Origin of the sequence: Streptomyces sp. NPDC014676 (assembly GCF_043084105.1) — a bacterium.
Lineage (GTDB): Bacteria > Actinomycetota > Actinomycetes > Streptomycetales > Streptomycetaceae > Streptomyces.
This window is the reverse complement of sequence record NZ_JBIBZI010000029.1, coordinates 19,193-39,458: the sequence shown is the minus strand read 5'-3', so window position 1 is coordinate 39,458 and position 20,266 is coordinate 19,193. Positions and strand designations below refer to the sequence as shown.

The window sequence follows — 20,266 nt, the reverse complement described above, 5'->3', positions numbered from 1 at the left end:
GGTGACCGTCCCGCGTTCCGCCGTGACGACCGGAGGGACGACCGTCCCTCCTTCCGTCGCGACGACCGGGGCGGTGACCGCCCCTCCTTCCGTCGCGACGACCGTGATGACCGCTCGTCCTTCCGTCGTGACGACCGACGGGACGATCGACGGGACGACCGGCGTGACAGCCACCGTGACGACAATCGTGGTGGCGGGTTCGGGCGTAGGGACGACCGTGACCGTGGGCCGCGTCGTGACGACCGCGGTGACCGTCCCGCGTTCCGCCGTGACGACCGGAGGGACGACCGCCCCTCCTACCGTCGCGACGACCGGAGCGAGGACCGGGGTGGTGACCGCCCCGCGTTCCGCCGTGACGACCGCGGTGACCGCGGTGGGTTCCGTCGTGACGACAACCGCGGTGAGCGTGGCGGTTTCGGCCGGCGTGAGGACAGCCGGGGCGGTGACCGTGGGGGCTTCCGCGGCCGGGACGACCGTGGCGGACGTGGGCCTCGGCGTGACGACCGAGGCGGGCGGCCCGGGGGGTTCCGCGGCCGGGACGACCGGCACGGTGGCGGGCGTTTCCGTGAGGACCGTGACCGTGACCGTGACCGCGAGCCGATCAAGCGGCTGCCGATCCCCGAGGACGTCACCGGCGAGGAGATCGACAAGGACGTACGGCAGGAGCTGCAGAGCCTGCCCAAGACGCTCGCGGAGGACGTCGCCAAGAACCTGGTGATGGTCGCCCGGCTGATCGACGAGGACCCCGAGGGCGCGTACGGCTACTCCAGGGTGGCCCTGCGGCTGGCGTCGCGCGTCGCCGCCGTACGGGAGGCCGCCGGGTTCGCCGCCTACGCGAACCAGAAGTACGCCGAGGCGCTCGCCGAGTTCCGGGCCGCGCGGCGGATGACCGGGACCGTGGAGCTGTGGCCCCTCATGGCCGACTGCGAGCGTGGGCTCGGCCGGCCGGAGAAGGCGCTGGACATGGCCGGTGCGCCCGAGGTGCAGAAGCTGGACAAGGCCGGGCAGGTCGAGATGCGGCTCGTCGCGGCCGGCGCCCGGCGTGACATGGGGCAGTTGGACGCGGCGATCGTGACGCTGCAGAGCTCCGAGCTGGCGTCCAACTCGGTCCAGCCGTGGACCGCGCGGCTGCGCTACGCCTACGCCGACGCGCTGCACGCCGCCGGCCGGAGCGACGAGGCACGGGAGTGGTTCGCCAAGGCCGTGGAAGCCGACCGGGACGGCAGCACGGACGCCTCCGACCGGCTGGCCGAGCTGGACGGCGTGGAGTTCATGGACGCCCTCGACGAGGACCAGGCCGAGGACGAGACCGGCGGCACCGTGAACGAGGACGACAAGGACTGACGTCCGAGGCACGGAACGGACAGGAAGGGGCGGGTCTCCGCGGAGACCCGCCCCTTCGTCATAGGTCGAGCGCGCGCAGGACCAGGCCCGACGCCGGTTTCGGGCCGAACGACGTCGACTTGCGCGGCATCGTGACGCCCTGACGGGCGAGGTCGCGGACGACGTCCTCGCGCACGAGGTGCAGCAGGACGGCCGTTCCGCCGTCGCGTTCCGCCTTCTCGACCGTGGCCGCCGTGTCGTGGATGTACGCGATGTGGGCGGGGGAGTCGGGGACGTGCCAGACGTGGTCGAGGAGCGTGGCGTGCAGGACCGTCGCGTCCAGGGCGCGCCAGGCCGCCGGGCGGTCGGCCGGGACGGTGCGGGCCAGCAGCCCCGGATCCGGCTGGTCGACGAGATGGAAGGCGCCGTCCCCGGCGAGGAGGAAGGCGTTGCCCGCCGAGGCGGCCTCGCCCAGCGCGTCCATCGCCTCGGCGAGCGGCACGTCGAGACGGCGTACGCGGAACAGGCCGTCGAGGGCGGCCAAGGCGTCCGAGACCGGCAGGCCGTGCAGCAGCCGGTGGATGGCGCGCACCTGCAGGGGATAGCGGGCCGTGTCGACCAGGAGCACCAGGCCGTGGTCCCAGGGGCCGGGGGAAGGATGCTCCGCGCGGAGACGGCGGTAGGTCGCCCAGCGGTGGTGGCCGTCGGCGACGAGGGCCTGGTGACCGGCGAGTTCCTCCTGGACCGCGGCCAGGTCGGCGGGGTCGGTGACGGACCACAGGCGGTGGTGGAAACCGTCCTCCGTGGTGGTCGCCAGCAGGGGGCGCTGTCCGGCCGTGCGCTCGATCAGGGCGGCCGTGGCGGCCGCCGAGCCGTCGCCTCCGTCACCCCCCTCGCTCCGGTAGGTGAGCAGCAGCGGTTCGAGGTTGGCGGAGGTGGCCCGCATCAGGTCCGCGCGGTCGGCGACGATGTGCGGCATGACGTCCTCGTGCGGCAGGACCAGCCGTTCGCCGGGGTCGGAGACGCGCAGCGCGCCGATGATGCCGCGCTGCACCAGGCCCTCGCCGTCGCGCTGCTCGTAGACGTACAGGCCCGGTTCCGGGTCGGGGGTCAGGATCCCCTCCGCGCGCCAGCGGCGCAGTGTGTCGGCGGCCTGGGCGTTGCGCGCCTCGGGCGTGCCGGCCTCGGGGAGGATCAGCCGGACGATGTTGTGCGGGTCGGCGGACTGGAGGTGGTGCAGGCCGTCGGGGCGGACGACGACGTCGTACGGCGGGGATGTCACGGCGGCCAGGCTGCCGACCCGGTCGGGGTCGTAACGAAGGCCTCGGAACGGGGTGAGTTCCAGGCCTCGGGGCGCCTTTGCCGTCGAGTGACCTGCAGTGTTCATCCCGGCATCGTACGGGTGCCGGTGGCATGGGGGATGATCGGGGGAAAGCCGTCGAACGAGGAGCGATGCGGAATGAGCCGGAGCGTCAGGACGAGGCCCGAGGGCAGTGGGCGGGCCCTGAGCGAGGCGTACGACACGGCGCTGCTCGACCTCGACGGTGTGGTGTACGCGGGCGGGAGCGCGATCGTCCACGCGGTCGAGTCGCTGGCCACGGCCCGCGAGGGCGGTATGCGTCTCGCCTACGTGACCAACAACGCCCTGCGCACCCCGGACGCCGTGGCCGCCCATCTGACCGAGTTGGGGATACCGGCGGAGGCCGGTGACGTCATCACCTCCGCGCAGGCGGTCGCGCGGCTGGTCGCCGAGCAGGTGCCGCAGGGTGCCCGGGTGCTGGTGATCGGCGGCGAGGGGCTACGGGTGGCGCTGCGTGAGCGCGGGCTCGTGCCGGTGGAGTCGGCGGACGACGACCCCGTGGCGGTCGTCCAGGGGTACGGCGGGCCCGAGCTGACGTGGGGGAGGTTCGCGGAGGCGTCGTACGCCGTGGCGCGCGGGTTGCCGTGGTTCGCGTCCAACACCGACCTGACGATTCCCAGCGGCCGGGGCATCGCCCCGGGCAACGGCGCGGCGGTGGAGGTCGTACGGATCGCCACGGGTGCCGAGCCGCAGGTCGCGGGCAAGCCGCTGCCGCCGATGCACCGGGAGACGATCCTGCGGACGGGCGCGGAGCGGCCGTTGGTGGTGGGAGACCGGCTGGACACGGACATCGAGGGCGCGTTCAACGGCGAGGTGGACTCGCTGCTGGTGCTGACCGGTGTGACGGACGGCGCGCGGCTGCTCGCCGCGCCGCCGCGGCACCGGCCGACGTATGTCGACGCCGATCTGCGCGGGATGCTCACCGGGCAGCCGGAGGTCGTCGGGGCGGGCGACGGGTTCCGGTGCGGTGGCTGGACGGCGACGGCCGGGGCCGGGGAGCTGGAGCTGGAGGGCGACGGCGGCGCGCTGGACGGGCTGCGCGCGCTGTGCGCGGCGGCGTGGACGGCGGCCGGGGACGGCGCGTGCGAGCTGGACGGCGGGAAGGCGCTGGCCCGGCTGGGGCTGTGAGAGCCCTGTCCCCCTCCTGGGGATGCTGTGGGCGAATCCCGTCGCAGGACACCGAGGGGGGAGCGATTCTCCAGGCGACGCACCGCGTATGCGCCGTGCTGCCTGCGGAATCGCTTTCCTCGTCGTCCGCGCGGCAGGTACCGGCGGCCGCCGGGCGGATGCGCCCACAGCATTCACCTGGGGGCCGGGCCTCGGAATCGTGATCGATTGGGAGGGTAGGCTAACCTAACCGCGTGTTGGTCGAGAGTCCCCCCGAACAGCGCGCGGAGACCGCCCCCGCGCCCCCGAACCGCCGGGCGATACGCGTCCTCGGGCTGCTCCTCTCCGTCGTGATCCTGGTGCTCGTCGCGCTGGCGAGCATCGCGATCGGGGCGAAGGAGCTGTCCCTGGAGCAGGTCTGGCACGGCCTGTTCGAGGACTCGGGCACCTACGGCGACGTCGTCGTGGCCGACAGACTGTCACGAACGGTCCTCGGAGTGCTCGCGGGCGCCGCGCTCGGCCTGGCGGGATCGGTCCTTCAGGCCCTCACCCGCAACCCGCTGGCCGATCCCGGACTGCTCGGCATCAACGCGGGCGCGTCCGCCGCCGTCGTCACCGCCATCACCTTCTTCGGCGTCACCTCGCTGTCCGGATACGTGTGGTTCGCCTTCTTCGGCGCGGCGGCCGTCGGCGCGCTGGTGTGGTTCCTCGGCGGCAGCCGGGGCGCGACACCGGTGCGGCTGGTGCTCGCCGGTACGGCCATCAGCGCGGCGCTGTACGGCTATCTCCAGGCCGTCATGATCCTCGACGACGCGGCGCTCGGCAGGATGCGTTTCTGGACGGTGGGTTCGCTGGCCTCGGGGACCGACTCGACCGTCACCCAGGTGCTGCCGTTCCTGCTCGCCGGCTCCCTCCTGGCGCTGGCGCTCGCCCGGCCGCTCAACGCCATGGCCATGGGCGACGACACCGCCAAGGCGCTCGGCGCCAACCTCAACCGCACCCGCACGCTGTCCATGCTCGCCGCGACCGTGCTGTGCGGGGCCGCGACCGCCGCCTGCGGGCCGATCGTCTTCGTCGGCCTGATGGTGCCGCACATCGTGCGCTCCTTCACCGGACCCGACCTGCGCTGGATCATGCCGTACGCCGCGGTCCTGTCGCCCGTGCTGCTGCTCGGCGCCGACGTCATCGGCCGGATCGTGGCCCGGCCCGCCGAACTCCAGGTCGGCATCGTCACCGCGATCCTCGGCGGCCCGGTCTTCATCTTTCTCGTACGACGGCGGAGGACGGCCCAGCTGTGAAGACCAACCGCGCGGTGCGGACTCCCGGCGGCCTCTCGGTCCGGCTGGACGTGCGCGCCCTCACCGTCGTCGTCCTGCTGCTGCTCGCGGCGCTCACCGCGAGCGTGGTGCTGATCGGCACCGGCGACTTCCCCATCCCCGCCGCCGACGTGCTCAGGACGCTCGTCGGCGAGGGGAACCCCGGCCAGGAGTTCATCGTCAACGAACTGCGGCTGCCCCGGGTCCTGGTCGGGCTGCTCGTCGGCGCCTCCCTCGGGCTCGGCGGCGCGCTGTTCCAGTCCGTCTCCCGCAATCCGCTGGGCAGCCCGGACGTGCTCGGTCTCGGACAGGGAGCGACGGCCGGCGCCCTCACGGTGATCGTGCTGTTCTCCGGGACCGCGGGCCAGGTCGCCCTCGGCGCGCTCGCCGGCGGACTGGTGACCGGGTTCGCCATCTACGCGCTCGCCTGGAAGCGGGGCGTGCACGGGTACCGGCTGGTCCTGGTCGGCATCGGCGTCTCGGCGATCGTCACGGCGGTCAACGGCTATCTGCTCACCAAGTCCGACATCGTCGACGCGGCCCGCGCGGTCGTCTGGATGACCGGGTCCCTCGACGGCCGGGACTGGGACCAGGTCTGGCCGCTGCTCGCCCTGTGCGCCGTCCTCGTGCCGCTGGTCCTGGCCAACGCGCGCGGCCTGCGGATGCTGGAGATGGGCGACGACGTCTCGTACGCCCTCGGCGTGCGCGTGGAGCGCGTACGGCTGCTGCTGATGCTGTCGGCCGTCCTGCTCACCGCGTCCGCGACCGCCGCCGCCGGACCGGTCAGCTTCGTCGCGCTCACCGCGCCCCAGCTCGCCCGGCGGCTGACCCGCTCGCCCGGCCCCAACCTGGCCGCGTCGCTGTGCATGGGCGCCGCCCTCCTGGTCACCGCCGACTGGGTGTCGCAGCGGGCGTTCGGCGCCGAGCAGTTGCCCGTGGGCGTGGTCACCGGCGTGCTCGGCGGTGTCTACCTGCTGTGGCTGCTGGTCACCGAGCGCAGGGCGGGCCGGATATGAGCGCCACCACCAGCAGCGGGACGAACCACCGAAGGAGCACCGTGAACCGACTGTCCGCCGAGAACGTCACCCTGGCCTACGACCAGCGGGTCATCGCCGAACAGCTGTCGGTGGAGATACCGGACAACTCCTTCACCGTGATCGTCGGACCCAACGCCTGCGGCAAGTCGACGCTGCTGCGGGCACTGTCGCGGATGCTCAAGCCGAGCGAGGGGCGCGTGCTGCTCGACGGGCAGGTCATCCAGTCGATGCCGGCCAAGAAGGTCGCCCGCACCCTGGGCCTGCTGCCCCAGTCGTCCATCGCGCCCGACGGCATCACCGTCGGCGACCTGGTGGGCCGCGGCCGCTATCCGCACCAGGGCCTGCTGCGCCAGTGGTCCGCCGAGGACGAGCGCGTCGTCCAGGAGTCGATGGCCCGCACCGGCGTCGCCGAGCTGGCGGAGCGCTACGTCGACGAGCTCTCCGGCGGTCAGCGCCAGCGCGTGTGGATCGCCATGGCGCTGGCCCAGCAGACCCCGCTGCTGCTGCTCGACGAGCCGACCACGTTCCTCGACATCCAGCACCAGATCGACGTGCTCGACCTCTGCGCGGACCTGCACGAGGAGCAGGGGCGCACCCTCGTCGCCGTGCTGCACGACCTCAACCACGCGGCCCGGTACGCCACCCACCTCATCGCCTTGCGCGGGGGGAAGGTCATCGCCCAGGGCGCCCCGAAGGACATCGTCACCGCCGGTCTGGTCGAGGAGGTCTTCGGGCTGCGCTGCCAGGTCATCGACGATCCCGAGACGGGCACCCCGCTGGTGGTGCCGGCGGCCCGTACCGCGCGGGCGAAGGACACGGCGCGGAAGGTGGGCGCTACAGAAGCTTCCTGAGGTGGAACAGGTCGCGCAGCCCCGCCTCGAGCCGTACCCGGCCCGAACCCCAGGCCCTGGCGAAGTGCAGTTCGCCGTCGACCAGGGCCAGCAGGTCGTCGCCCGTCATGGCGAGCCGTATCTGCGCCCTCTCGCGCGGCGGGCCGGGGAACGTCTCGTGCACCTCGATCCGGCCGCCGGTGAGCCGGCCGGCGAAGGTCACGTCCAGATCGGTGATGTGGCAGCTGACCGAACGGTCCATCGCCAGGGCCGCGCGGACGTCCCCCTCGGCGCTCGCCATGCTGTCCGAGAACTTGTCGAGTGCGGTACGGCACTCCTCGATCGTGGCCATCGCGGACGACGGTACCGCAGCCGTTCGCGGTAGCGTCAGGGCATGAACGACGCAGTGCCGGAGCCGGAGCCCGAGCAGGCGCCGCCCCAGGACGACGGCCCCGCCGCCCCCGCGCCCCTGGACGTGCCGCGCACCCCCACCGGGCACCCCGGCATCGACGCCCGCGTGGCGCGGCTGGCCGACGCCGACCACCTCGCCACGGACGGCCACGCCGAGGTGTACGAGGATGTACACCGGGGGCTGCGCGACGCGCTCACCGCGCTCGACGCCCGCCCGGGACCTCCGGGGCCCTCACCGGCACACGAACACAGGAGCTGAACCGAACGTGGCAGGAGTCGCACGCCGCCGTCTCGACGCGGAGCTGGTCCGCCGTAAGCTCGCGCGCTCGCGTGAGCACGCCAGCCAGCTGATCGCCGCCGGGCGGGTCAGCGTCGGCAGGACGGTCGCGACCAAGCCCGCCACACAGGTGGAGACCGCCGCCGCGATCGTCGTCACCGAGGACGCGGGCGACCCGGACTACGTCTCGCGCGGCGGCCACAAGCTGGCCGGCGCCCTCGACGCCTTCGTGCCGCTGGGGCTGGCCGTCGAGGGGCGGCGGGCGCTCGACGCCGGCGCCTCCACCGGTGGCTTCACCGACGTCCTGCTGCGGGCCGGGGCCGCGCACGTGGTCGCCGTGGACGTCGGATACGGACAACTCGCCTGGAGTCTGCGCAACGATGAACGCGTCACCGTCAAGGACCGTACGAACGTACGGGAGTTGACGCTCGAGGTCATCGATGGGGAGCCTGTGGATCTTGTCGTGGGGGATCTGTCCTTCATCCCGCTCGGACTGGTGCTGCCCGCCCTGAAAAGGTGCGTGAAGCCGGACGCCGACCTGGTGATGATGGTGAAGCCGCAGTTCGAGGTGGGCAAGGAGCGGCTGGGCAGCGGCGGAGTCGTCCGCAGCCCGCAGTTGCGTGCCGAGGCCGTGCGGGGGGTGGCCGCGAAGGCCTGGGAGCTGGGGCTCGGAGCGAAGGGCGTGACGGCGAGTCCGCTGCCCGGACCCTCCGGGAATGTCGAATACTTCCTGTGGCTGCGGGCCGGGGCTCCGGAACTGGACCCGGCCGACGTTGACCGTGCTGTGGCGGAGGGGCCGCGTTGACACAGAACCGAGCTCGTACTGTTTTCCTGCTGGCCCACACCGGGCGGCCCGCGGCCATCCGCAGCGCCGAACTCGTGGTCAAAGGGCTGCTGCGCTCCGGTCTCGGAGTACGGGTCCTGGAGGACGAGGCCCGCGACCTGCCGCTCCCGGACGACGTGCAGACCGTCAAGGAGGCCACCCCGCAGTGCCTGGACGACTGCGAGCTGCTGATCGTGCTGGGCGGTGACGGCACGCTGCTGCGCGGCGCCGAGTTCGCCCGCGCCTCCGGGGTGCCCATGCTGGGCGTCAACCTCGGGCGGGTCGGGTTCCTCGCCGAGGCCGAGCGGGACGACCTGGACAAGGTCGTCGACCGGGTGGTGAGCCGGGCGTACGAGGTCGAGGAGCGGATGACCGTCGACGTCGTGGTGCACCGCAACGGCGACATCGTGCACACCGACTGGGCGCTGAACGAGGCGGCCGTGCAGAAGGTGTCCGCCGAGCGGATGCTGGAGGTCGTCCTGGAGATCGACGGGCGGCCGGTCACCGGGTTCGGCTGCGACGGGATCGTCTGCGCGACCCCGACCGGGTCCACCGCGTACGCCTTCTCCGCCGGCGGGCCCGTGGTGTGGCCGGAGGTCGAGGCGCTGCTGATGGTGCCGATCTCGGCGCACGCGCTGTTCGCCAAGCCACTGGTGACCTCGCCGGACTCGGTGCTGGCGGTGGAGATGCTGCCGCACGTCCCTCCGGGGGTGCTGTGGTGCGACGGGCGGCGGACCGTCGAGCTGCCGGTCGGGGCGCGGGTGGAGGTGCGGCGGGGGGCCGTGCCGGTGCGGTTGGCCCGGTTGCACCATGCCTCGTTCACCGACCGGTTGGTCGCGAAGTTCGCTTTGCCCGTGTCCGGGTGGCGCGGGGCGCCTCATTAGCCCTCCCGATGGGGTGGTTCCGGAGCGTCGGCGGGTGCGGGTCGTTTGTGGCCGTTCGCGCAGTTCCCCGCGCCCCTGAGCGAGATCCGCTCCCCTGGGTGACAAGGGTGGGGCGGTCGCACTCCTCGGCTCGGACCTCGTAAGGTCGTGTGCGTGCTTGAGGAGATGCGGATACGGTCGCTCGGGGTCATCGACGACGCTGTTGTCGAGCTGTCGCCCGGCTTCACCGCCGTCACCGGTGAGACGGGTGCGGGCAAGACCATGGTGGTCACCAGCCTGGGCCTGCTGCTGGGTGGACGGGCGGATGCGGCCCTGGTGCGGATCGGCGCGAAGAACGCGGTGGTCGAGGGACGGATCGCCGTGCCCGAGGGCGCCGCGGCCGTCGTACGGGCCGAGGAGGCCGGGGCCGAGCTGGACGACGGGACGCTGCTGGTCAGCCGTACCGTCTCCGCCGAGGGGCGGTCACGGGCGCACCTGGGCGGGCGGAGCGTGCCCGTGGGGCTGCTCGCCGAGCTCGCCGACGAGCTGGTGGCCGTGCACGGGCAGACCGACCAGCAGGGGCTGCTGAAGCTGTCCCGGCAGCGGCAGGCGCTCGACCGGTACGCCGGGTACGCGGTCGCCGTGCCGCTCGGCAAGTACGGCGAGGCGTACAAGCGGCTGCGGGCCGTGACCACGGAGCTGGAACAGATCACCACGCGCGCGCGTGAGCGGGCCCAGGAGGCCGACCTGCTGCGCTTCGGGCTGGAGGAGATCGCCGCCGTGGAGCCCCGCGCGGGCGAGGACGTGGAGCTGGCGGAGGAGGCCGAGCGGCTCGGGCACGCCGAGGCGCTGGCGTCCGCCGCGGCCCTCGCGCACGCCGCGCTCGCGGGCAATCCGGAGGACCCCGAGGGCGTGGACGCCGGGACGCTCGTCGCGGGCGCCCAGCGGGCCCTGGAGGCCGTACGGGCGCACGATCCGGCGCTGGCCGCGCTGACCGACCGGATCGGGGAGGTCGGCATCCTGCTGCGGGACGTGGCCGGGGAGCTGGCGGGGTACGCCGACGACCTGGACGCCGATCCGCTGCGGCTGGCGGCGGTGGAGGAGCGGCGGGCCGCGCTCACCGCGCTGACCCGGAAGTACGGCGAGGACATCGCGTCGGTGCTGGCGTGGGCCGAGCAGGGCGCCGCGCGGCTGACCGAACTGGACGGCGACGACGAGCGGATCGGGGAGCTGACCGCCGAGCGGGACGCGCTCCGCGCGGAGCTGGGCGTCCTGGCGCAGGAGCTGACGGACGCGCGGACGGAGGCGGCGCAGCGGTTCGCGTCGGCGGTCACCGCCGAGCTGGCCTCGCTGGCCATGCCGCACGCGCGCGTGTCGTTCGACATCCGGCAGACCGAGGACCCGGAGGGCGTCGAGGTGGACGGGCGCACGGTGGCCTACGGGCCGTCGGGCGTGGACGAGGTGGAGCTGCTGCTCGCCCCGCATCCCGGAGCGCCGCCCCGGCCCATCGCCAAGGGCGCGTCGGGTGGTGAGCTGTCGCGCGTGATGCTGGCCGTGGAGGTGGTGTTCGCGGGTACGGACCCCGTGCCGACGTACCTCTTCGACGAGGTCGACGCCGGTGTCGGCGGCAAGGCGGCGGTCGAGATCGGCCGGCGGCTCGCGAAGCTGGCGAAGACCGCGCAGGTCGTGGTCGTCACGCACCTGCCGCAGGTGGCCGCGTTCGCCGACCGGCAACTGCTGGTGGAGAAGACCAACGACGGCTCGGTCACCCGGTCCGGCGTGAAGGTGCTCGAAGGCGAGGACCGCATCCGCGAACTCTCCCGCATGCTCGCCGGCCAGGAGGACTCCGAAACGGCCCGGGCCCACGCGGAGGAGTTGCTGGCGACGGCCCGGGCGGACGTGTAGCCGGGGAGGGTGAGGTTCCGTCACTCGTGTGGGTGACATGTTGTTCCGCGCGGACTCGGGCCCGTGACGTCGGCGTTGCCGGGACGGCCGTACGGCCTGGCATCCTTGACGGAGCATGGCGAGGACATCGCCCGATCCTTCCGTACGTTCTTCGGGACTGCACGAACCGAACCAGGAGCCCGGCCACGTGACCCCCGTGAGCAGCCACTCACCGCTGCGCACCGTGCAGGTGCTGGGCGGTGGCAACGCCGCCAGCAGCGCCCATGTGCGCTCGCTGGCCGCGGGGCTCGTCGCGAGGGGCGTGCGGGTCACGGTGTGCGCCCCCGCCGAGGCGGATCACACCTACGACTTCACCGGCGTCGGCGCCGACCACGTGCACGTGCCGCGCAGCAGCGATCCGGGGTCGGTGGCCGCGCTCCGGGCCGCCTGCACGGGCGCCGACCTGGTCCACGCGCACGGACTGCACGCCTCCTTCCGCACCGTGCTCGCCCTGAGCGGACGGCGTACCCCGCTCGTCGTCACCTGGCACGACCGGGCGCACGCCGACGGCCCGCGCGCCCACTTCCTGCGCGTGCTGGAGCGGCGGGTCGTCAAGGCGGCCGCCGTGGTGCTCGGGACGACCTCCGCCCTCGTCGACCGGGCGCGCCGCGCGGGCGCGCGGGACGCCCGGCTGGCCGCCGTGTCCCTCCCCGGGCCCCGTTCCTCCCCGGTGCCGGACGACCCCGACCGGCTGCGGCCCAAGATCCGGGCCGAACTCGGCGCCGTCGGCCGCCCGTTGCTCATCGCCGTCGGCTCCCTCGAACGGCACCGGGGCTACGACGTCCTGCTGGACGCCGCACACGCGTGGCGGCGCCTCGACCCGGTACCGCTGGTGGTGCTCGCCGGGGAGGGGCCGCTGCGCGGCGAACTCCAGCGCCGCATCGAGGAGGAGGAACTGCCGGTCCGGCTCATCGGCCGGCGCGACGACATCACCGATCTGCTGGCCGCCGCCGACATCGCGCTGCTGCCGAGCCGTTGGGAGTCGCGTTCCCCGCTCGCCCAGGAGGCCCTCCACGCGCGCGTGCCGCTCGTCGCGACCGAGGTGGGCGGCATCCCCGAACTCGTCGGCGACGCCGCCGAACTCGTCCCGTACGACAACGCGCGGGCGCTTGCGGACGCCGTCGTACGGCTGCTGGACGATCCCGACCGCCGGGAACTGCTCAGGGAACGCGGGGTACGGCAGGCCGCCACCTGGCCGACCGAGGACCAGACGATCTCCCAAGTGCTGAGCGTGTACGACGAGTTGACACAGATCAGACCGCTCTGAGGCGGCGGCCTCCGGGTTCGGGGCCGGGGGTGTGCGCGGGGTGTCGGGGGTGGTGGCCGGCAGTTGGCCGATGCGGGCCGTTCCGGGGGCCTCCGGGTTCAGGGCACGTGCCGTCGGGCGCGGAGGGCCAGGCCCAGGGCCAGGACCGTGTGCGGGTCGTCGAGGTCGGTGGCCAGCAACTCGCCGATGCGGGCCAGCCTGTTGTAGAGCGTCTGCCGGTTCAGGTGGAGTTCGCGGGCCGTCTCCGCCTTGCGTCCGGCGTGCGCCAGGTAGCTCTCCAGGGTGGGCAGCAGCGGCGGCTTGGAACGGCGGTCGTGGTCCAGCACCGGACCGATCGCGCGGTCCACGAAGTCCGCCAGGTCCGGGTGGTCACGCAGCCGCCACAGCAGCAGGTCGATGTCCAGCCGCCGGGCGTCGTACCAAGGGCGGTCCGGCAGCCCCTGCGCCGCCGTCGCCGTCTCCGCCGCGTGCCGCAGTCCCGTGGACGCCGCCGCCCAGTCGCCGGCCGGCCCGACCACCACGACGGGCGGCCGGCCCCCGGGCCGCAGCATCCCCGCCCGCTCCACGCCCGCCCGCAGCGCCGCCGCCACCCGGTCCGCGACCGCCGGCCGTTCGGCCTCCGCGCGCAGGCCCAGCAGCAGCGGCACCCGTCCCTCCACCGGCCGCACGCCCAGCAGGACGGGAACCCCCAGCGAGGCCAGTTCCTCGCCCACCGCGCGGGCCAGCACCGCCCAGCCGCCACCCTGCGGGGACAGCGCGTCGCCGAGCCGCATCACCACCGGCAGCAGCGGTCCGGAGCCCGGCCTGAAGCCCAGCACGCGCGCCTGCGCGGGCGCGTCCGCCGCGCCGACCCGGCCCTCGGCGAGGTCGGTGAGGAAGTCCCCGCGCCCCCGCGCCGCCAGTTCCTCCTCCTGACGCGCCTGCATCAGCACCACGGCGAGCAGGCCGGCCGCCCGCTCGGCCGCCATGCGGTGCACCGGTTCCGGCGCGCTGCGCACCGGAAGCAGCACCAGCCGCGCCCGTACGCCGCCGCTGCCGGGGCCGCCGCCGGGCACGTCCACGAGCGCCGAGCCGGCCGGCGGGTCGTCCCGGTGCCGGTCGCGCAGCCCTTCCCACACCTGGAGCGGGTCCGTGCCCTCGGGTCCCTCGCCGGCCGCGTACAGCAGCCGGCCGTCGGTCGTCTCCAGGAACACCGGGTTGCCGGTGAACCCGGCGAGGATCTCCAGCACCCGCGGGATCCCACCGCCGCCCAGCAGCGCCCCGGTGCACCGGCGGTGCACCTCCTCCGCGCGTTGCAGCAGCGCGTAGTGCCCGTTGACGATCTCGGTGTGGATCTCCTCGGTGACCGCCACGAACGGCACCTCGCGGTGCAGCTGGACCAGTGGCAGCCCCGCCGACCTGGCCGAGTCGACGAGGGCGGCGGGCAGCCGGGGGAAGCGCGGGCCCAGCTCGACGACGAGGGCCGCGATGCCCCGTTCGGCCAGCGTGCGCACGAACGCCCGCTGGTCGGCGGGGCGGGTGCCGAGCCCGTACCCGGTGGTCAGCAGCAGCTCGCCGCCCTTGAGCAGCGAGGCGATGTGGGGCACCTCGCCGGCGTGCACCCAGCGCACCGTGCGCCCCAGCCGGTCGGCGCCCGCCACGACCTCCGGCAGTCCACCGCGCAGCCCGGGCAGCTCCAGCGTCCGCCGCACGGTGATCCCGGCGCCCCGGGTGTCGTATCCGCTCTCCATACGGGGACGCTACCTGCGCGGATGCCGCCCGGACAGCCGGGGTTCGCATGACGTCGAAGGGGTAGGGCGTGACCATGGAGATCGGTGTGGTCGCCGCGGCGCGTGAGGACGACAGGCCCGTCGACGAGCCGTTGCGGGTGGCGGCGCTCGCCGACCGGCTCGGATACGGCGAGGTGTGGCTCGGCGAGGGGCCGACCTGGGACGCGTTCGTGCTGGCCACGGCGGTCGGCCGGGCCACCGGCAGGGTCGCCCTGACCGCCGGTCCGGTGGCGGTGTCGGTGCGCGACGCGTACAGCCTCGCGCGGGGCGCCGCCTCGACGGCGGCGGTCACCGGACGCCCGGTGGGGGTGGCGCTGGGCACGTCCAGCAAGCGGGTCGTCGAGGGCGTGCACGACCGGCCCAGGGTCCGCCCCGCGGCCGTGCTGGAGGAGACGGCCGCCGCCCTGCGGGTGCTGCTGCACGGGAAGCCCGGCGAGCCGGTCGTGCCCGGCAGCGGGTTCCGGCGCCGGCAGCAGCCGCCCGGCGGCCCGCTCACGGTGGCCGCGTTCGGCGACCGGGCGATCGCCGCGGCCGCCGCGCACGCCGACCGGATGCTCCTCGACGTGGTCTCCCCGGAACAGGTCCGCGTCCTGCGCGCCAAGATGCTCGGCGCGGCCGAGCGGGCCGGCCGCACCCCGCCGAGGCTGGCCGCCTGGGTGCCCGCCGCCGTCGACCCCGACCCCGCCTCACTCACCCAGATCCTGCGCAGCGTCGTCGGTTACCTCACCGTGCCCGGCTACCGCGAGATGTTCGCGGCGGCGGGCTTCGGCGAGGCCGTCGACCTGGCCCGTACGGGTGCCGACGCCGACACGCTGCTACGGGCCCTGCCGGTCGAGGCCGCGGCCACGGTCGGCCTGATCGGCACCCCCGGCACCGTACGGGCCCGCATGGACGCCTACGCGGCGGCAGGGCTGGACGAGATCGCCCTGGTCCCGGCCACGGCGGGTGACCCCGACGGGGAACGCACCCTGACGGCGCTCGCGCCGGGCTAGGGGGTGTTGCCCGGTCCGGGCCGGGGCGCGGGCCCGGACACGCACCCCGAAGGGGCACTCCCGTCGCCCGCTCGGGCCGGCCGCAAGGCGCCGTCGCTCGGGTGTGCGCGGTGCCGGGCCGGGCGGTGACGGCTGCCGGCCGGTCCGGCCGGCGGGAGGCACCGCCGCCGGGTGTTCCGGGACGCGCGGGCCTCAGCCCCCGTACGCCCCCGAGGCCGTCAGCCGCAGGGCCGTGTCGATGAGGGGGACGTGACTGAAGGCCTGCGGGAAGTTGCCGACCTGGCGCTGCAGGCGAGGGTCCCACTCCTCCGCCAGCAGGCCGAGGTCGTTGCGCAGGGAGAGCAGTTTCTCGAAGAGCTTCCGCGCCTCGTCCACCCGGCCGATCATCGCCAGGTCGTCCGCCATCCAGAACGAGCAGGCGAGGAACGCGCCCTCGTCGCCCGGCAGGCCGTCGACGCCCTCGTCCTCGCCCTCCGTCGGGTAGCGCAGGATGAAGCCGTCGGAGGTGGACAGTTCGCGCTGGATCGCCTCGACGGTGCCGATCACGCGCTTGTCGTCCGGCGGCAGGAAGCCCACCTGCGGGATCAGCAGCAGGGAGGCGTCCAGCACCTTCGAGCCGTAGGACTGCGTGAAGGTGTTGCGCTCCTTGTCGTAGCCCTTCTCGCACACGTCCCGGTGGATGTCGTCGCGCAGCCGCTTCCACTCCTCCAGCGGGCCGTCGGCGTCGCCGGACTCGATCAGCTTGATGGTGCGGTCGACGGCGACCCAGGCCATCACCTTGGAGTGCACGAAGTGGCGGCGCGGACCGCGCACCTCCCAGATGCCCTCGTCCGGCTCCTGCCAGTGCTTCTCCAGGTAGCGGATCAGCTTGAGCTGGAGCAGCGAGGCGTAGTCGTTGCGGGCCAGACCCGTCATGTGGGCCAGGTGCAGGGCCTCGGTGACCTCGCCGTACACATCGAGCTGGAGCTGGTGCGCGGCACCGTTGCCCACCCGGACCGGGGCCGAGTTCTCGTAGCCGGGCAGCCAGTCCAGCTCCGCCTCGCCGAGCTCGCGCTCACCGGCGATGCCGTACATGATCTGCAGGTTCTCCGGGTCGCCCGCCACCGCGCGGAGCAGCCACTCGCGCCAGGCGCGGGCCTCCTCGCGGTAGCCGGTGCGCAGCAGCGACGACAGGGTGATCGCCGCGTCCCGCAGCCAGGTGTAGCGGTAGTCCCAGTTGCGGACGCCGCCGATGTCCTCCGGCAGGGAGGTGGTGGGCGCGGCCACGATGCCGCCGGTCGGAGCGTACGTCAGGGCCTTGAGCGTGATCAGGGAGCGGATCACGGCCTCGCGGTAGGGGCCGTGGTACGTACAGTGCTCCACCCACTCGCGCCAGAACTCCTCGGTCGCCTCCAGCGACTGCTCCGGCTCCGGCAGCGGCGGCGGCTGCTTGTGCGAGGGCTCCCAGGAGATGGTGAACGCGATCCGCTCGCCCGGCGAGACCGTGAAGTCCGCGTACGTGGTCAGCGACTCGCCGTAGGGCTGCACGGAGGTGTCGAACCACACGGAGTCCGGGCCCGCGACGGCGACCGTGCGTCCCTCGTGCCGGTGCACCCACGGGACGATCCTGCCGTAGGAGAACCGCATCCGCAGTGCCGAGCGCATGGGGACCCGGCCCGAGACGCCCTCCACGATCCGGATGAGCTGCGGGGCGCCGTCGCGCGGGGGCATGAAGTCCGTCACCCGGACCGTGCCGCGCGGGGTGTCCCACTCGGACTCCAGGATCAGCGAGTCGCCGCGGTAGCCGCGCCGGGTCGCCGCGGGCGGCTCGGCGTCGTCGGCGTGCGCGGGCCCCAGCCGCCAGAAGCCGTGCTCCTCGGTGCCCAGCAGACCGGCGAAGATGGCGTGGGAGTCGAAACGGGGCAGGCACAGCCAGTCCACCGTGCCGTCCCGGCAGACCAGCGCGGCGGTCTGCATGTCTCCGATGAGTGCGTAGTCTTCGATGCGCCCGGCCACGTGCAACTCCAGTCGAACGGCCACGTCACCCCGCAAGGGGGTTGTCGCTTGGTGCGGTCAAGGGGTTTTGAATTGCGTCGTTGAGCTGTGAAGCAAAGCAGTCGCCCAGCCTTGCATGCAAAATGCCGATCTCTGCTCAACGAACTGACGAGCTCACGTTGTTCCGGAGGTCACGGGCGGGGGTGGTGCCGTTCGACCGGCCGGGGCTCGGCAGCGAATGTCCGAGCAGGATACGACGCACGTAGATGATCTGTGTGCCGCTCCGGACAACCGGGCTCCGCCGAACGAGTGACCAACGGGTGAGGGTCCCGTGTGCGGTGCTCGCCCGTGGCGGCGCGTGCGCGGAGCGTGGCCGGGCGCCATCACTCCGCGGCGCTGATACGCTGGTAGCCCGTGGACCGGTGGGCGAGAAAGCCCCGGAACCGCACCCACAAGCCGCGACCACGGGAGCCCCCTCTTGGCCATGCCGCCCACTGTTTTTCGAAACAGCACAGCCTCGACGACCAAGCACATCTTCGTCACCGGGGGTGTCGCCTCCTCGCTCGGCAAGGGGCTCACCGCCTCCAGCCTGGGCATGCTGCTCAAGGCCCGGGGTCTGCGCGTCGTGATGCAGAAGCTCGACCCGTACCTCAACGTCGACCCGGGGACGATGAACCCCTTCCAGCACGGTGAGGTGTTCGTCACCAACGACGGCGCCGAGACCGACCTGGACATCGGCCACTACGAGCGGTTCCTCGACCGCGACCTGGACGGCTCGGCCAACGTCACCACCGGCCAGGTCTACTCGACGGTGATCGCCAAGGAGCGGCGCGGCGAGTACCTGGGCGACACCGTGCAGGTCATCCCGCACATCACCAACGAGATCAAGCACCGCATCCGCCGCATGGCGACCGACGAGGTCGACGTGGTGATCACGGAGGTCGGCGGCACGGTCGGCGACATCGAGTCGCTGCCGTTCCTGGAGACCGTCCGCCAGGTCCGGCACGAGGTCGGCCGGGACAACGTGTTCGTGGTGCACATCTCGCTCCTGCCGTACATCGGCCCCTCGGGCGAGCTGAAGACGAAGCCGACCCAGCACTCGGTCGCCGCGCTGCGCAACATCGGCATCCAGCCGGACGCGATCGTGCTGCGCTGCGACCGCGAGGTGCCCACCGCGATCAAGCGGAAGATCTCGCTGATGTGCGACGTGGACGAGGCCGCCGTGGTGGCCTGCCCCGACGCCCGTTCGATCTACGACATCCCGAAGGTCGTGCACGCCGAGGGCCTGGACGCCTATGTCGTGCGCAAGCTCGACCTGCCGTTCCGGGACGTGGACTGGACGACCTGGGACGACCTGCTGGACCGCGTCCACAACCCCGAGCACGAGATCGTCATGGCCCTGGTCGGCAAGTACATCGACCTGCCCGACGCCTACCTCTCGGTCACCGAGGCGCTGCGCGCGGGCGGCTTCGCCAACAAGGCCCGCGTGAAGATCAAGTGGGTCACCTCCGACGACTGCAAGACCCCGGCCGGCGCCCAGGCGCAGCTCGGTGACGTCGACGCCATCTGCATCCCCGGCGGTTTCGGCGACCGCGGTGTGCTCGGCAAGGTCGGCGCGATCAAGTACGCCCGCGAGAACCGCATCCCGCTGCTGGGCCTGTGCCTGGGCCTGCAGTGCATCGTGATCGAGGCCGCGCGCAGTCTCGCGGACGTCTCCGACGCCAACTCCACCGAGTTCGACCCGGGCACCGCCCACCCGGTGATCTCCACCATGGCCGAGCAGATGGACATCGTCGCCGGCGAGGGCGACATGGGCGGCACCATGCGGCTCGGCATGTACCCGGCGAAGCTGGCCGAGGGCTCCATCGTGCGCGAGGTGTACGACGGCAAGGAGTACGTGGAGGAGCGCCACCGGCACCGCTACGAGGTGAACAACGCCTACCGCGCGGAGCTGGAGAAGAAGGCGGGCATCGTCTTCTCCGGCACCTCCCCGGACGGCAAGCTCGTCGAGTACGTCGAGTACCCGCGCGAGGTCCACCCGTACCTGGTCGCGACCCAGGCGCACCCGGAGCTGCGCTCGCGTCCGACCCGTCCGCACCCGCTCTTCGCGGGTCTGGTGAAGGCCGCGGTCGAGCGGAAGATCTCGAAGTAACACACCCGGTTGTACGGTTGCCGGGGCGCGAACCCTCAGAAGGTGCGCGCCCCGGCCACTTTTTCGCACATGTTCACGCACGGCACGCGCACGGCCGCCGTACGTCGGGAAGGACAGCCATGACGATCAAGGACACCCCGGAGGAGTGGGAGGTCCGCGGGAGCGAGACCCCGTTCACGGGCAACAAGACCTCCGTCCGCACCGACGACGTGGTCATGCCCGACGGAAGCGTGGTCCACCGCGACTACCAGGTCCACCCCGGGTCCGTGGCCGTCCTCGCCCTCGACGACGCCGACCGGGTCCTGGTGCTGCGCCAGTACCGCCACCCCGTGCGCCACAGGCTGTGGGAGATCCCGGCCGGCCTGCTCGACGTGCCCGGCGAGAACCCGCTGCGCGCCGCCCAGCGCGAGCTGTACGAGGAGGCGCACGTCAAGGCGGAGGACTGGCGGGTGCTGACCGACGTCTACACCACGCCCGGCGGCTGCGACGAGGCCGTACGGATCTTCCTCGCGCGGGGGCTGTCCGAGGCCGAGGGCGAGCGGTTCGTGGTCGAGGACGAGGAGGCCGACATGGAGCTGGCCCGGGTCCCGGCCGAGGAACTGGTGCGCGGCGTGCTCGCCGGCGAGCTGCACAACAACTGCCTGGTGGTGGGCGTCCTCTCGCTGGTCGCCGCGCGGGCCGGCGACGGCCTGGACGCGCTGCGTCCGGCTCAGGCGCCGTGGCCGGCGCGGCCGTTCGAGGCCTGACGCCGGCGGGAGTGCCCTTGACCGCCCCCGCAATCCCTTCCCGTCCCGGACCCGGGGCTCCGCTCCTCGAGCTCC

Annotated in this window: 17 protein-coding genes; 13 read left to right on the top strand and 4 right to left on the bottom strand. The window is 73.3% G+C overall.

Features of this window, described 5'->3' with window-relative positions; all coding sequences use genetic code 11:
• The first annotated feature begins 609 nt into the window (after positions 1-609).
• Positions 610-1,344 carry a tetratricopeptide repeat protein gene (locus ACF1DX_RS38165; protein ID WP_391795737.1) on the top strand — a complete coding sequence of 245 codons (735 nt, stop codon included), beginning with the start codon at positions 610-612 and terminating at the stop codon, positions 1,342-1,344.
• 58 nt (positions 1,345-1,402) lie between these two features.
• On the opposite strand, the gene ACF1DX_RS38160 is transcribed toward ACF1DX_RS38165, so the two are convergent.
• Positions 1,403-2,710 (bottom strand): DUF1015 domain-containing protein, encoded by a 1,308-nt coding sequence (locus tag ACF1DX_RS38160; protein ID WP_391795733.1) that lies wholly within the window; start codon positions 2,708-2,710, stop codon positions 1,403-1,405.
• A 72-nt stretch (positions 2,711-2,782) separates the two neighbouring features.
• On the opposite strand from ACF1DX_RS38160, the gene ACF1DX_RS38155 reads away from it, so the two are divergent.
• The 4 genes from ACF1DX_RS38155 to ACF1DX_RS38140 all read left to right on the top strand — a co-directional run bounded on the left by ACF1DX_RS38155 (position 2,783) and on the right by ACF1DX_RS38140 (position 6,994).
• Entirely contained in the window at positions 2,783-3,811 is a 1,029-nt protein-coding gene (locus tag ACF1DX_RS38155) for an HAD hydrolase-like protein (protein ID WP_391795732.1), read from the top strand.
• A 233-nt stretch (positions 3,812-4,044) separates the two neighbouring features.
• Positions 4,045-5,088: a FecCD family ABC transporter permease gene (locus tag ACF1DX_RS38150; RefSeq protein WP_391795731.1), complete on the top strand. Its 1,044-nt coding sequence runs from the start codon at positions 4,045-4,047 to the stop codon at positions 5,086-5,088.
• Positions 5,085-6,122, top strand: a complete 1,038-nt coding sequence (locus tag ACF1DX_RS38145; protein WP_391795730.1) for a FecCD family ABC transporter permease — start codon at positions 5,085-5,087, stop codon at positions 6,120-6,122. The genes ACF1DX_RS38150 and ACF1DX_RS38145 overlap by 4 nt, the downstream gene beginning before the upstream one ends.
• A complete protein-coding gene (locus ACF1DX_RS38140; RefSeq protein ID WP_391795729.1) occupies positions 6,119-6,994 on the top strand; it encodes an ABC transporter ATP-binding protein in 876 nt (291 codons plus the stop codon). The genes ACF1DX_RS38145 and ACF1DX_RS38140 overlap by 4 nt, the downstream gene beginning before the upstream one ends.
• Here ACF1DX_RS38140 and ACF1DX_RS38135 read toward each other — a convergent pair.
• On the bottom strand, positions 6,978-7,325 hold the full coding sequence (locus ACF1DX_RS38135) for a sterol-binding protein (protein ID WP_391795728.1): 348 nt from the start codon (positions 7,323-7,325) through the stop codon (positions 6,978-6,980). The genes ACF1DX_RS38140 and ACF1DX_RS38135 overlap by 17 nt on opposite strands.
• Positions 7,326-7,367: 42 nt before the next feature.
• On the opposite strand from ACF1DX_RS38135, the gene ACF1DX_RS38130 reads away from it, so the two are divergent.
• The 5 genes from ACF1DX_RS38130 (at position 7,368) to ACF1DX_RS38110 (ending at position 12,558) form a co-directional block, all read left to right on the top strand.
• The gene (locus ACF1DX_RS38130) at positions 7,368-7,643 is read left to right on the top strand and encodes a hypothetical protein (protein ID WP_391795727.1); all 276 of its coding nucleotides are present in this window, start codon (positions 7,368-7,370) and stop codon (positions 7,641-7,643) included.
• 7 nt (positions 7,644-7,650) lie between these two features.
• Positions 7,651-8,466, top strand: a complete 816-nt coding sequence (locus tag ACF1DX_RS38125) for a TlyA family RNA methyltransferase (protein ID WP_030866923.1) — start codon at positions 7,651-7,653, stop codon at positions 8,464-8,466.
• A complete protein-coding gene (locus tag ACF1DX_RS38120; protein ID WP_030866925.1) occupies positions 8,463-9,368 on the top strand; it encodes an NAD kinase in 906 nt (301 codons plus the stop codon). The genes ACF1DX_RS38125 and ACF1DX_RS38120 overlap by 4 nt, the downstream gene beginning before the upstream one ends.
• A gap of 165 nt (positions 9,369-9,533) precedes the next feature.
• Positions 9,534-11,252 (top strand): DNA repair protein RecN, encoded by a 1,719-nt coding sequence (gene recN, locus ACF1DX_RS38115; RefSeq protein WP_391795736.1) that lies wholly within the window; start codon positions 9,534-9,536, stop codon positions 11,250-11,252.
• Between the two features lie 187 nt (positions 11,253-11,439).
• Positions 11,440-12,558, top strand: a complete 1,119-nt coding sequence (locus tag ACF1DX_RS38110; protein ID WP_391795726.1) for a glycosyltransferase family 4 protein — start codon at positions 11,440-11,442, stop codon at positions 12,556-12,558.
• 98 nt (positions 12,559-12,656) lie between these two features.
• Here the strand turns inward: ACF1DX_RS38110 and ACF1DX_RS38105 are convergent, their stop codons facing one another.
• Positions 12,657-14,288 (bottom strand): PucR family transcriptional regulator, encoded by a 1,632-nt coding sequence (locus tag ACF1DX_RS38105; RefSeq protein WP_391795725.1) that lies wholly within the window; start codon positions 14,286-14,288, stop codon positions 12,657-12,659.
• A 74-nt stretch (positions 14,289-14,362) separates the two neighbouring features.
• Here ACF1DX_RS38105 and ACF1DX_RS38100 point away from each other — a divergent pair, with 74 nt between their 5' ends.
• Entirely contained in the window at positions 14,363-15,319 is a 957-nt protein-coding gene (locus ACF1DX_RS38100) for an LLM class F420-dependent oxidoreductase (protein ID WP_391795735.1), read from the top strand.
• Between the two features lie 192 nt (positions 15,320-15,511).
• Here the strand turns inward: ACF1DX_RS38100 and ACF1DX_RS38095 are convergent, their stop codons facing one another.
• A complete protein-coding gene (locus tag ACF1DX_RS38095) occupies positions 15,512-17,314 on the bottom strand; it encodes a glycoside hydrolase family 15 protein (protein ID WP_391795724.1) in 1,803 nt (600 codons plus the stop codon).
• 463 nt (positions 17,315-17,777) lie between these two features.
• On the opposite strand from ACF1DX_RS38095, the gene ACF1DX_RS38090 reads away from it, so the two are divergent.
• A complete protein-coding gene (locus ACF1DX_RS38090; RefSeq protein WP_391795723.1) occupies positions 17,778-19,445 on the top strand; it encodes a CTP synthase in 1,668 nt (555 codons plus the stop codon).
• Between the two features lie 119 nt (positions 19,446-19,564).
• Positions 19,565-20,191 carry an NUDIX domain-containing protein gene (locus tag ACF1DX_RS38085; RefSeq protein WP_391795722.1) on the top strand — a complete coding sequence of 209 codons (627 nt, stop codon included), beginning with the start codon at positions 19,565-19,567 and terminating at the stop codon, positions 20,189-20,191.
• The last annotated feature ends 75 nt before the right edge of the window (positions 20,192-20,266 follow it).

Bases quoted from the DNA above. Each gene is read 5' to 3' on its own strand.
- ACF1DX_RS38155 (WP_391795732.1), top strand. From the start codon at position 2,783: ATGAGCCGGAGCGTCAGGACGAGGCCCGAGGGCAGTGGGCGGGCCCTG.
- ACF1DX_RS38085 (WP_391795722.1), top strand. From the start codon at position 19,565: ATGACGATCAAGGACACCCCGGAGGAGTGGGAGGTCCGCGGGAGCGAG.
- ACF1DX_RS38130 (WP_391795727.1), top strand. From the start codon at position 7,368: ATGAACGACGCAGTGCCGGAGCCGGAGCCCGAGCAGGCGCCGCCCCAG.
- ACF1DX_RS38140 (WP_391795729.1), top strand. From the start codon at position 6,119: ATGAGCGCCACCACCAGCAGCGGGACGAACCACCGAAGGAGCACCGTG.
- ACF1DX_RS38135 (WP_391795728.1), bottom strand. From the start codon at position 7,325: ATGGCCACGATCGAGGAGTGCCGTACCGCACTCGACAAGTTCTCGGAC.
- ACF1DX_RS38090 (WP_391795723.1), top strand. From the start codon at position 17,778: ATGCCGCCCACTGTTTTTCGAAACAGCACAGCCTCGACGACCAAGCAC.
- ACF1DX_RS38100 (WP_391795735.1), top strand. From the start codon at position 14,363: ATGGAGATCGGTGTGGTCGCCGCGGCGCGTGAGGACGACAGGCCCGTC.
- ACF1DX_RS38105 (WP_391795725.1), bottom strand. From the start codon at position 14,288: ATGGAGAGCGGATACGACACCCGGGGCGCCGGGATCACCGTGCGGCGG.
- ACF1DX_RS38160 (WP_391795733.1), bottom strand. From the start codon at position 2,710: ATGAACACTGCAGGTCACTCGACGGCAAAGGCGCCCCGAGGCCTGGAA.
- recN (WP_391795736.1), top strand. From the start codon at position 9,534: ATGCGGATACGGTCGCTCGGGGTCATCGACGACGCTGTTGTCGAGCTG.